The 11,651-nt window shown below is 43.8% G+C and carries 11 protein-coding genes; all 11 read right to left on the reverse strand.

The features are described from left to right. Nucleotides 1-10: 10 nt before the first annotated feature. Entirely contained in the window at nucleotides 11-709 is a 699-nt protein-coding gene (dnaD, locus tag AC07VD_RS14570; protein ID WP_004398499.1) for a DNA replication protein DnaD, read from the reverse strand. Nucleotides 710-801: 92 nt separating this feature from the next. Beyond that, nucleotides 802-2,094 (reverse strand): asparagine--tRNA ligase, encoded by a 1,293-nt coding sequence (gene asnS / locus AC07VD_RS14575; protein WP_004398777.1) that lies wholly within the window; start codon nucleotides 2,092-2,094, stop codon nucleotides 802-804. Between the two features lie 143 nt (nucleotides 2,095-2,237). Beyond that, entirely contained in the window at nucleotides 2,238-3,419 is a 1,182-nt protein-coding gene (gene aspB, locus AC07VD_RS14580) for an aspartate transaminase AspB (protein WP_003230667.1), read from the reverse strand. Nucleotides 3,420-3,441: 22 nt separating this feature from the next. After that, the gene (gene tseB / locus AC07VD_RS14585) at nucleotides 3,442-3,927 is read right to left on the reverse strand and encodes a cell wall elongation/penicillin-binding protein regulator TseB (protein WP_014477164.1); all 486 of its coding nucleotides are present in this window, start codon (nucleotides 3,925-3,927) and stop codon (nucleotides 3,442-3,444) included. An 8-nt stretch (nucleotides 3,928-3,935) separates the two neighbouring features. Continuing rightward, complete coding sequence (locus tag AC07VD_RS14590; RefSeq protein ID WP_003225588.1) at nucleotides 3,936-4,106, reverse strand: YpmA family protein; 171 nt, start codon at nucleotides 4,104-4,106, stop codon at nucleotides 3,936-3,938. A gap of 142 nt (nucleotides 4,107-4,248) precedes the next feature. Then, entirely contained in the window at nucleotides 4,249-7,044 is a 2,796-nt protein-coding gene (gene dinG, locus AC07VD_RS14595) for an ATP-dependent DNA helicase DinG (RefSeq protein ID WP_494721824.1), read from the reverse strand. Nucleotides 7,045-7,169: 125 nt separating this feature from the next. Then, on the reverse strand, nucleotides 7,170-7,553 hold the full coding sequence (gene panD / locus AC07VD_RS14600) for an aspartate 1-decarboxylase (protein WP_003225586.1): 384 nt from the start codon (nucleotides 7,551-7,553) through the stop codon (nucleotides 7,170-7,172). Nucleotide 7,554: 1 nt separating this feature from the next. Further along, nucleotides 7,555-8,415, reverse strand: coding sequence for a pantoate--beta-alanine ligase (gene panC, locus AC07VD_RS14605; RefSeq protein WP_024571841.1), 861 nt, complete (start codon nucleotides 8,413-8,415; stop codon nucleotides 7,555-7,557). Between the two features lies 1 nt (nucleotide 8,416). Continuing rightward, complete coding sequence (panB, locus tag AC07VD_RS14610; protein WP_003230652.1) at nucleotides 8,417-9,250, reverse strand: 3-methyl-2-oxobutanoate hydroxymethyltransferase; 834 nt, start codon at nucleotides 9,248-9,250, stop codon at nucleotides 8,417-8,419. A gap of 245 nt (nucleotides 9,251-9,495) precedes the next feature. Continuing rightward, nucleotides 9,496-10,473 (reverse strand): biotin--[acetyl-CoA-carboxylase] ligase, encoded by a 978-nt coding sequence (locus AC07VD_RS14615; protein WP_114523467.1) that lies wholly within the window; start codon nucleotides 10,471-10,473, stop codon nucleotides 9,496-9,498. Next, nucleotides 10,458-11,651, reverse strand: coding sequence for a CCA tRNA nucleotidyltransferase (locus tag AC07VD_RS14620; RefSeq protein ID WP_217018364.1), 1,194 nt, complete (start codon nucleotides 11,649-11,651; stop codon nucleotides 10,458-10,460). The genes AC07VD_RS14615 and AC07VD_RS14620 overlap by 16 nt, the downstream gene beginning before the upstream one ends.

Here is an 11,651-nt window from a genome sequence, read left to right on the forward strand (position 1 = left end):
CCTTTTCACTTTATTGTTCAAGCCAATTGTAAAAAGGAACCTGCCTTTTATACTCTTTTTGCGGTTCATTCTGCTTTGCTTGTACACGCCGGAATTTTTGGCTGTGTATTTTTGCTTGCTCCACAGTTTTAAGCCCGTTTTTCTTCCATTCAAACAAAATCCGGTCAATGTAGCGGAAACTGAGTTTTCCTGATAGTACAGCCTCTTTTAACGCGTGTTTGATCAGTTGTGCGTCATGCTGATCCTGGTCCTGCCAGATCGCCAGCGTTTCACACTCCAAAGGCGATAACGGCCTTGCGAACTCTTCCTCAAAAATGGTATAAAGGCTTTTTTGTTCCCCTTCTGCTTTTCTTTCCTGTGTTTGATTCTGTGCAAGCTGAATATACTCGTACAGCTTGCCCCATAAAGGCTGAAGAGAATATTTCTCAAATTTGATGCCGTTTTGATCCTCGCATTCTTCAATAAACAGAAAGCCTTTTTGAATAAACATCCGCAATCTGTTTGTGCATTCTTCAACAGAAATTGACATACCTTCCTGCAGCTGATTCGGTGTAGGAAAATATGATCCTTTTTCTAAATGCATTTTAATTTTTAACAGCAGAATAAGTTCTGTTTCATTAAGCCCAAGCTGTTTATAATGCGTGAGCAGAAGATTGGGGATGGTTGATGTTCCCTGCTCCTGCATATCAATAAATTGCTGTTTTTTCATCGTCACACCTCTTACTGTAAAGGATTGTGATTGCCCCTTTACTGTAAAAAGTCTCCCTTGCAGGAGACTCTTTTTTGTTTCATTTGAATGTATTACGGATACAGACGGTTTAACAGTCTTGGGAACGGAATCGTTTCACGAACGTGAGGCGCTCCGCTGATCCAAGCTACTGTCCGCTCTAATCCAAGGCCGAAGCCGGAATGAGGAACTGATCCATATTTTCTAAGTTCAGCATACCATTTATATGCGTCAGAATCCAGTCCATGTTCTTTAAGACGCGATTCCAAAAGTTCCATATCGTGAATCCGTTCAGACCCGCCGATGATTTCTCCATAGCCTTCCGGAGCAATCAAGTCAGCGCAAAGCACAACGTCCTCACGGTCAGAAGCCGGCTGCATATAGAACGGTTTTAAGGACGTCGGATAGCGAGTGATGAATACCGGTTTGTCATAGTGTTCAGCAATCGCTGTTTCATGAGGCGCTCCGAAATCATCTCCCCACTCGATATCGTCAAAGCCTTTTTCTTTCAGAAATTCAATCGCTTCATCATACGTGATTCTTGGGAATGGAGCTTTGATTTGCTCAAGTTTTGACGTGTCTCTTCCCAATGTGTTTAATTCAATTTTGCAATTCTTAAGAACTGATTGCACGATGAAAGAAACGTAATTTTCCTGTACTTGAAGGTTTTCTTCAAATTCTACAAACGCCATTTCCGGTTCGATCATCCAGAATTCGATTAAGTGACGCTTTGTTTTAGACTTTTCCGCTCTGAACGTCGGTCCGAAAGAGAATACTTTTCCTAAAGCCATTGCCGCAGCTTCCATGTAGAGCTGGCCGCTTTGAGACAGATAAGCATCTTCATCAAAGTACTTTGTCGCAAAGAGTTCTGTTGTTCCTTCAGGTGCACTTCCAGTCAGAATCGGCGGATCCACTTTTACGAAGCCTTCGTTATTAAAGAATTCGTAAGTCGCGCGAATGATTTCATTACGGATTTTCATGATCGCATGCTGGCGCTTTGAACGCAGCCATAAATGTCTGTGATCCATCAAAAATTCCGTTCCGTGTTCTTTTGGTGTAATTGGATAATCGGTCGCTTCGTGAATGACTTCAATATCTGTCACAGCAAGTTCATATCCAAGCGGAGAACGCTCGTCCTCTTTGACAATCCCTTTTATATAGAGCGACGTTTCCTGCGTCACTGATTTAGCTGTTTGGAAAATGCTTTCTTCCACTTCCGCTTTGACTACGACACCCTGAATAAAACCGGTACCGTCCCGAAGCTGTAAAAACGCAATTTTCCCGCTTGAACGCTTATTAGCGACCCAAGCTCCGATCGTTACTTCCTCACCTACGTGCTTGTACACTTGGTTGATTGTTGTTTTCAACATATTTCCCTCCAAAACAAGAAAGACATTCGGAAGCTCATTGCCCCGCGAACTCTTTTATCATCACTTTATTATACCCGCTCTTAACTAACCGGGTCAATGCAGATAAAAAGCGGCTTTTCTGTCAGCCGCTTTTTGATCTGTTAGCTATGTTTTTCTACAAAACGCTTGATTCTTTCAATGGCTTTTTCAAGAAGATCTAACGATGTTGCATAAGAAAGACGGACATTCTCAGGAGAGCCAAATCCGGATCCTGGAACAATCGCAACTTTTTCCTCCTCGAGAAGTGCTTTAACAAATTCATCTACATCTTTGAAACCGCAAGATTGAGCTGCCTCTTTTGCATTCGGGAACAAGTAAAAAGCACCTTCCGGCTTCACACAGCTGAACCCTGGGATTTCTATAAGCTTTGCATAGATCGTATTTAATCTATGTTCAAATGCTTCTCTCATTTCTTCCAATGGCTCAGAAGGCCCGTTATAAGCAGCAATCGCTCCGTACTGTGCGATTGATGTCGGGTTTGACGTGCTGTGGCTTGCAAGGTTCGTCATCGCTTTAATAATGTCTTCAGAGCCTGCCGCATAACCGATTCTCCAGCCTGTCATGCTGTGGGACTTCGATACGCCGTTTATAATGACCGTTTGCTCTTTCAGTCTGTCTGACAGCTGTGCAATGGAAACATGTTTCTTTCCACCGTATGTAAGTTTTTCATAAATTTCATCTGACACAATCAAGATATCATGTTCAAGGCACACTTCACCGAGTGCAGATAGTTCTTCTTCCGTATACATGACACCAGTCGGGTTGCTTGGAGAGTTAATAACGATTGCTTTTGTTTTTTCCGTAATTGCATTTTTCAGCTGCTCAGGCGAAATTTTGAAGTGATTTTCCTCAAGCCCTTCTACATAAACAGGCTTTCCGCCAGCGAGTTTCACCTGCTCCGGGTAGCTTACCCAGTAAGGCGTTGGAATAATAACTTCATCTTCTTCATCCAAAATCACTTGGAAAAGGGTATACAGAGCATGTTTGGCACCAGTGCAGACAATAATTTGAGACGGTTTGTATTCAATATTCTGGTCGCGTTTAAATTTCTCTGCAATGCTGTTTTTCAGTTCAGCCAAACCACCGGAAGGCGTGTATTTCGTATGGCCCTCGTTCATCGAACGCACAGCGGCATCAATAATATGCTGCGGTGTATTGAAGTCAGGTTCGCCTGCTCCTAAGCCGATGACATCATGGCCTGCGGCTTTCAGTTCTTTCGCTTTCGCTGTGATTGCCAGTGTGGTTGATGGTGTTAATGCGGATACTCTTTTTGCCAGTTTCAACTTGAACTCCCCCTAATTCGTCTTAAGGCGTGATATTTTTGAGAATCTTTCCAGTTGTAAAGTCCACATAACTTAAACTGTATTGCCCTTCTTTGTCTAAGTACGTCACTTCCCAAAGCAGGACGTTTCCTTCTCTTGCCAGATGAACCTCTTTTTGCTTTGAAACCAGCCCTTCATCCTTTATGATTTTCGCCGCTTTGTCTTCAGAGATTCCCTCTTTCGCTTCTTTTGAGAGAATTTTTGCTTTTTTATCAGCAGGAACCCAGACATATAATGCAGTGCCTTTTTTATCCGTTCCCTTTACAACATAATATTTTTCTTTTCCGACAAATGTTTCGACTTGATCAACATTGGCGAGATCGGTTTCTTTTTTAGCTTCAGCAGCTGCTGCTTCGTGCCCCTCTTCCTTTTGTGCCATGGCTGATTTATAAATGCTTGCCGAGACAAGAAGTACTGCTAAAAAAATAATACCAAAAATGACGGTAAATATTAATGCTTTTTTTCTCATCTTCTCACCTACGTACGATATATGGTAAAAACGGCTTGGTTTTTGTTTTCTTCATCCAGCGCAAGGCCGAACATCAGATTGTCTCTTTTCAGTGTACGATTCAATGTGTCCACAATTTTATACAGATCATCAGAATGCTCTACATTAATTGTTGAAAGAATTTCGATTTTACTTTCCATTTTTTCATCCTCCAGTTTGAACAAATATTGTTAGTCATACTCCATTTCAGGACACGCCATACTAGTATCACAGAGCGGGAAATCCGCTTTTAAATAAAACACCATCCTACTCCCACACCGCAAAAGCCGCTTTATGCGGCTTTTATTCTTTTTCCCCTGCAACATAAGCTTCAAGCTCGCTGTCAGTCATTTCGGATACTGAGGTTGTCGGCAAGGCATCAAGAAACAGCCGGCCGTAACCAGCGGTTTTAATCCGTCTGTCCAATATAATAATCGTTCCCTTGTCTCCCGCAGAACGCAGCAAGCGTCCGATTCCTTGCCTGAAGGTCAGCACAGCTTCCGGTAATGACACTGTTTGAAACGGATTCTTTCCTTTTTTGCGGGCAAGCTCACATTTTGCAGCATGAAGCGGGTGATCAGGGGACCGGAATGGGAGCCTCACGATCATTACTGTCGTCAGCTCATCACCAGGGAAATCAACGCCTTCCCAAAAATGATTTGTTCCGAGCAGGATCGCCTGATTGGATGTTTTAAAAGTCTTCATGAGTTTGCCGGGACTTCCGCCTGTAATCCCTTGTGCCAAGAGCTGAATGCCGGAAGCACTCATGTTATGCTTAAGCTCCTGGTGAACCTTTTTCAGCATATCATGGGATGTAAACAGCACAAGGATTTTAGGCTGTTTTTCCTTTGCCATCAGTTCGATATAACGGGCTGTACCCTGTATAAATTCAGGTTGCCCTGTATCCTGAATTGATTTCATTTCTTTTGGAATCATCACCTGCATACGCTCATCGTAAGAAAAGGGTGAATCAATTCTCATTGTCCGCGGGAAAAAGTCACTCAGTCCCAGTCGTTCAATCATAAATTGAAAAGAACCTTCGACTGTAAGGGTTGCAGATGTCAGCACCACACTATTTTTGCGCGCGAAAAACTGATCAGCCAGAAGTTCACCAGGTTCAAGAGGCTGTGAGTAAATGGCCACTGCATTTTTCGCACCCTTTGCATCTATTTCAATCCAAACCGCTTCATCGTCATCAGACCCAAAGAAGAGCTTCTGCAACGCCTGACAGTAATGCTGCAAGCCTTTCATGCTTCTTTGGTATTCATCGGCTAAAAAGACGGTTTTGCTCTTCATACCCTTCAAATGTTTTTCCATCAGGGATGACTGTGCCTCAAAAAGCTGCTGCAAATGTGTCAGCATGGAACAAAGCCTCTCCGCACCATCCGTTAAGATCGACCAGCTTTTATCCTGGCTTTCTTTGTTCACCTTAAACACTAGACGATTTAAGTCTTCTTTAGGTTTTCTTCGTTTGACAAAAGAATGTACAGAGCTGAAGAAAGCATCACTTTCTGCTTGAACGTGCTGAAGCCACTCTTCCAATTCGAAAAATGAATCAACCGGTAGTCTGTTTCGCTGGAATAGCTGTCTCATCTTTTTTAGAAGTCCTTGCTCCTTCAGAGTGCCGATTCTGCTCAATTTCGTATGCAATTCTATGTACGTGGCTCTTTTCCCTAAATGTTCGCTTGCCGCACGTTCAAAATGGTGTGCTTCATCAATAATAAATGTGCCGCTTTCGGGAAGCCTTTTTTTCTGGCTGCCTTCATCGGTCAGCAAAAGGGAATGATTGGTGATCACCAAATCGGAGCGCATAGCAATCTGTTTGGCCCGCTCGTAAAACCCGATCACATGCTCACTGCGACTTCTTTTATAGGAGTCATCGTCATATGCCAATCTGTCCCACAGCAATTTTCCGCCTGAAGGCAAATTCAGTTCCGCTACATCTCCTGTATCTGTCTCTGTCAGCCAAACGAGAAGCTGTGCCTTCGTCAGTACGGCATCATAATTATCATCTTCTTCATGAAGCACCTGCTCAAATTTATACAGGCATAAATAATGCGATTGCCCTTTTAAAATCGCCGCTGTTACCGGAAATGGAAACAGATCTTGGACAATCGGCAAATCCTTTGTGAGAATCTGCTGCTGTAAAAGCGTCGAATACGTGCTGATAATGACTGGCTTTTTTGATTTCTTGGCAAAAAGCGCAGCCGGAATAAGATAGCCAATCGTTTTTCCGATTCCCGGAGGAGCTTCAATCAGCGCATGCTCACGATTGGCAAACGCATCAGCCACCTCTCTCATCATCATCATTTGGCCGTCTCTTTTTTCATACCCAGGCATTAACTCTGACAGCGCTTTTTCATTTCCCGCTTCCCAGCTTTCGATCTCAAATGAGAAGTTCTCGTCCTCATTTATACGAGCATCGATAGCTTCAGGTTCTCTGACAGAAAACGAAGAAAAGCGCGTATAGCCCGGTATCTCGGTATGTCTGTTTTCATTAATGAACATATCCAACAAATGCGTCAGATCACTGATGAAATGCTGCGAAAGCCTTCTTAACTGCTTTAATGTCGGATAAGGAAGCTGCCGCAGCTTTTCAAGGATTTTCAAAAAAATAAGCCCTGTCACTTCAGCATCGCTGTCAGCCCGGTGCGGCTGATCATGCCGCAGCTGAAGCTCCTCGCTTAATTCCGTCAGCTTATACCCTTCAAATCCCGGAAAAACAATGCGTGAGAGCTCGACAGTATCAAGCACTTCACAATCTGGGAGCTGAAAGCCCGCCTTATGCAGCTCATACTTGACAAATCCAAGGTCAAAATGGATATTGTGGGCGACAAAATAAGCGCCGTCAAGCAATTGGAATACTTCTTCAGCAACTGCTTCAAAGGGCTGTTCATTTTCTACCATTTGATTAGAGATTCCAGTAAGCTGCTCAATAAAAGCAGGGATTGATTTATTTGGATTAATGTATTTTGAAAACCGCTCAGTAATTTGTCCATTTTCGATTACAACCGCTGCGATTTGTATGATTTTATCGCCTTTCTTCGGCGAATTCCCTGTTGTCTCTACATCTATAACAACGAACCGTTGCTTATTCATTAAAATGGACACCTCAATTCTTGCATACGACAAAAGTGTAACACGTTTTGTACGGAAATGGAGCGGCAAAACCGTTTTACTCTCAAAATCTTAAAAGAAAACCCCCGATAAAGGGGGCTTTTCTTCTACAAAATTGTACGGGCTGGTTCGTTTCCCAGCATTTGTTCAATTTTGTTTTGATCATTCAGAACAGCCACTTTCGGCTCGTGGCTTGCCGCTTCTTGATCAGACATCATTTTGTAGGAAATAATAATGACCTTATCTCCTTCCTGCACAAGGCGTGCGGCTGCACCGTTTAAGCATATGACGCCGCTTCCCCGTTTACCAGGAATAATATACGTTTCAAGACGTGCTCCATTATTATTATTCACAATTTGTACTTTTTCATTAGGAAGCATTCCCACAGCATCAATGAGATCTTCATCAATTGTAATGCTTCCCACATAGTTCAGGTTTGCTTCCGTAACAGTTGCCCTGTGAAGCTTGCCGCTCATCATTGTTCGATACATATTATATTCTCTCCATTTCTCGAATATCAATAATGATATTATCTATTAAACGCGCTTTTGAAAAAGCAACTGCAACAGCGAGAATCATCTTTCCAGCAATTTCATTCACAGGCTCGAGTTCCGGATAGGAATAAAGCTCCACATAGTCTATGGTTCCGCTTGTCGTTTCAATGATTTCTTTTGCAGCTTTTATCACCGCTTCAGGATCTCTTTCACCGGCTTGGATCAGCTCCGCACTTGTTTGAAGGGCCCGATACAGCTTAGGCGCTTCTTTTCTTTCCTCAGCTGTTAAGTATACATTGCGAGAGCTTTTGGCTAAGCCGTCTTCCTCTCTGACCGTATCGACAGGAACCAATTCAATATCCATGAAGAAGTCACTGATTAACCCATCAACAACAGCTACCTGCTGCGCATCTTTTAAACCGAAATAGGCACGAGTCGGCTTGACTAGGTTGAAAAGCTTCGTCAGTACGATCGCGACCCCGTCAAAATGTCCTTCTCTTGAGCGCCCGCATAACACGTCTGTGCGTCTTTCTACATGAATCGTGACATTCTTTTCACCGGGATACATATCATGAGCATCTGGCGTAAATAAAATATCGACTCCGGCGTTTTCTGCAAGAGCTGCATCCCGCTCAATATCGCGCGGATATGCTTCAAAATCTTCATTAGGGCCGAATTGTGCAGGATTCACAAAAATACTCATAATAACGGCGTCGTTTTCTTGTCTTGCTTTGTCTGCTAAGGTTAAATGCCCCTCATGCAGAAACCCCATCGTCGGAACAAATCCGATTGACTTGCCCTCTGAATGGTATTGTTTTATGGCTTCTTTCAGCTGTGAAATATCAGTAATCTGTCTCATCTTATTTTCCCCCGTACAAGCCGTCAAGCACTGTCTGGTTCATTTGAAAGGAATGCTTTTGTTCAGGGAAAGCACGATGTCTTACATCCTGAACATATCCGCTGATTGCTGTTTCGATGGTTTCATCAATGCGCGTATATTGCTTTACAAATTTAGGTGTTCTCTCAACACCGTGGCCGATAATATCATGATAAACGAGAACTTGTCCGTCCGCTTTCACACCAGCCCCGATTCCAATGACCGGTATGCTTAGCGTCTCGGCAATTTTGGCTGTGAGTTCTGCCGGCACACATTCCAGCACAAGCATCATAGCTCCTGCTTCTTCGCATTTTATACTGTCTTCTATTAATTTTTTGGCGCTTTGTTCGTCTTTGCCCTGTACTTTATAGCCGCCCAGTACGCCGACTGACTGCGGTGTCAAACCTAAGTGACTGACTACTGGAATGCCTCCAAGCGTCAATGCGCGAATGGATTCAAACACGCCTTCTCCGCCCTCAAGCTTCAGTGCGTCAGCTCCGCTTTCCTGAACGATAGCCGCTGCATTTTTCAGCGTATCTTCCTTAGACAGGTGATAAGACATAAACGGCATATCTGTCACAATAAAGGTATTCGGCGCACCCCTTTTAACGGCTTTTGTATGATGGATCATGTCCGCAACTGTCACACCGACAGTTGAATCAAGGCCGAGGACGACCATTCCAAGTGAATCACCGACTAAAATCATGTCAACTCCCGCTTGTTCAGCAAGTTTAGCTGCCGGATAATCATAAGCGGTCAGCATGACAATCGGTTCTTCAGACTCCTTCATTTTTAGAAAATCCAGTTTTGTTTTCATGTTTTCTCCTCCTCATGTTTAGAGGAGATGATCTGCCGTTTTCTTCTGCAAGCCAAAAAACCTTCCGTTACAACGAGAAGGATTCTTCACTTTCTAAAGTTCGGCGAGTTTCATCCCTCTGTCCCAGTCCTTTTTTGGATCAAGGCAGACTGCTGCAATGTCTATCTATTTTAATAATAGGTGCAGTTCGCAGGCGATACTGCCCAATGGAAGTATACCAAAATCAACGGGCTTGTACCAACACATTAGCCCAATTCGATATCGGCAGAATAGATTTTTTTAATGCCTTCGTTCGTTTCTAAAAGCAGAACGCCTTCATCATCTATACCTAACGCCTTACCGTAAAAGGTTCCGTTTAACGTTCTGGCTCTCATATTAGTGCCAATACCGAGCGCATAGCTTTCCCATAAAAGCTTAATCGGCGTAAATCCGTGCGTCATATAATCCCGGTACCGTTTCTCAAAGCATAGTAAAATATGCTGGATGACGCCGGCCCGATCAATTTTTTCCTCAGCAGCTTGGCTGAGGCTTGTCGCGATGTCCTTCAATTCATCTGGAAAATCATTAGGCTGCTGGTTAACGTTAATGCCGATCCCAATGATCACTGAACGTACGCGGTCTTCTTCAGCCTGCATTTCCGTTAGGATACCGACTGTTTTTTTTCCGTTAATCAAAATATCATTTGGCCATTTAATATCCGTTTGGATGCCTGCTGCCTCTTCTATTCCCTGCACAACAGCTACTGCAGCAAGCAGAGTCAGCTGCGGTGTTTTTTGGAGCGGAATGTCAGGCCGCAAAATCAGGCTCATCCAAACACCGTTTCCTTCTTGAGAATGCCATACCCTAGACATTCGGCCCCTTCCGGCTGTTTGTTTGTCAGCCACCACGAGGGTGCCTTCCGGTGCGTTATTATTCGCGAGCTCATGAGCCGTTTTTTGCGTGCTTGAAAGAACGTCATGGTAAATAAGATGCTGGCCCATCACTTCCGTTTTTAATCCAAAACGAATTTCGCTTTCACTGAGTTTTCCGGGTTTTTTGATGAGCCGATATCCTTTTCTTCTAACGGCTTCTACTTCATAACCCTCTTTCCGAAGCTCTTCAATATGCTTCCACACAGCAGTTCTTGAACAGCCGAGAGCATCACTGATTTTTTGGCCGGAAATAAATTCATTGCCGGCCTGAGAAAATAATTCAATAAGGTCTTTTCTTAATGTTGACCGCATGTCTTCAGCCACTCCTCTATGTGTTTCTTTTGATTGGAGAGCTTCCCTGTCACAACAGCCTGCTCGATCCGCTGTAATTCTTCCGACACCCATTTTCCGGCCGGTCGGTTTCGAAGCGCAAGCAAGTCCTTACCCGTGATATCAAGATCCTTAAGGCTTTTGATCGGCAGGTTTTGATAAGCGTACTGAATGTCCTTCAGTTTCTTTTCATCCAGTTTTTCGTTTTGCCGAAGCTGCGATATTTTGGCCGCTGAGAGCAGTGCTTTTTCCCCAGCTCTGTACATTGTCATTGCGTCAAGGCTCTGGCCAAACGTATAGGCAATGTGAATGGCTTCCTTGATCACTTTTCCCGGGAGCTTCCAGGCTTTCAGGAAAAGGGGCGCGTCTTTCAAGACTATGCCAAGGTTAATTAACAGAGCAGCCCAAAGCTCCTCACGGGATGTTAAAGAGAAGAATGGAAACTCACTCGTTGAAATCAGGTTTTCTCGTTTATGATAAAAACCAGGAAGCTCTTCATACAATCTCGTTTGAATGAGCGTTTGAAGCGCCTGGCGAGAAGCTCTTCCCTGCAGCAATTTCTCGAACTCTATAGTTTTTCGTTCGACTGAAACATGGGAGAGGAGTGATTTATCTTTCGCAATGGCTTCTTCTGTTTCCGGTGAAAGCGTAAAGCCAAGCTGGCTCATAAAACGTACGGCTCTCAGCATACGAAGCGCATCCTCTTGAAATCTATCCTCAGGCTTTCCAACGGTTCGAATCACTTTCTGATCAATATCTTTCTTGCCGCCAAAATAATCAAGCACCTTCCCGTCCGCTGTCATGGCCATCGCATTGATCGTTAAATCTCTTCGTTTTAGATCCTCTTCTAATGATGAGATAAATTGCACTTCTGACGGTCTTCTGAAATCAACATAATCAGATTCAGTCCGGAATGTCGTGACTTCATAGGTTTCATCCTCCCAGAGCACAATAATGGTCCCATGCTCTTTGCCTACATCAACAGTTCGCTGAAACAGCCGTTCTACTTGATCAGGTGCCGCATCTGTCGCGATATCGACATCTCCGATCGTTCGTTTCATATAGCTGTCACGAACTGCGCCCCCGACAAAATAAGCCTGATGGCCCGCTTCGATTAAGATGCGGAGCACGGGAAGTGCTTTGATAAAAACTTTTTCCAT

It is taken from the genome of Bacillus sp. GW821-FHT01G09 (assembly GCF_059422205.1).

Coding starts and splice junctions, on each gene's coding strand:
- dnaD (WP_004398499.1), bottom strand. CDS start 709: ATGAAAAAACAGCAATTTATTGATATGCAGGAGCAGGGAACATCAACC.
- tseB (WP_014477164.1), bottom strand. CDS start 3,927: ATGAGAAAAAAAGCATTAATATTTACCGTCATTTTTGGTATTATTTTT.
- AC07VD_RS14590 (WP_003225588.1), bottom strand. CDS start 4,106: ATGGAAAGTAAAATCGAAATTCTTTCAACAATTAATGTAGAGCATTCT.
- dinG (WP_494721824.1), bottom strand. CDS start 7,044: ATGAATAAGCAACGGTTCGTTGTTATAGATGTAGAGACAACAGGGAAT.
- panD (WP_003225586.1), bottom strand. CDS start 7,553: ATGTATCGAACAATGATGAGCGGCAAGCTTCACAGGGCAACTGTTACG.
- panC (WP_024571841.1), bottom strand. CDS start 8,415: ATGAGACAGATTACTGATATTTCACAGCTGAAAGAAGCCATAAAACAA.
- panB (WP_003230652.1), bottom strand. CDS start 9,250: ATGAAAACAAAACTGGATTTTCTAAAAATGAAGGAGTCTGAAGAACCG.
- AC07VD_RS14615 (WP_114523467.1), bottom strand. CDS start 10,473: ATGCGGTCAACATTAAGAAAAGACCTTATTGAATTATTTTCTCAGGCC.
- AC07VD_RS14620 (WP_217018364.1), bottom strand. CDS start 11,651: ATGGAAAAAGTTTTTATCAAAGCACTTCCCGTGCTCCGCATCTTAATC.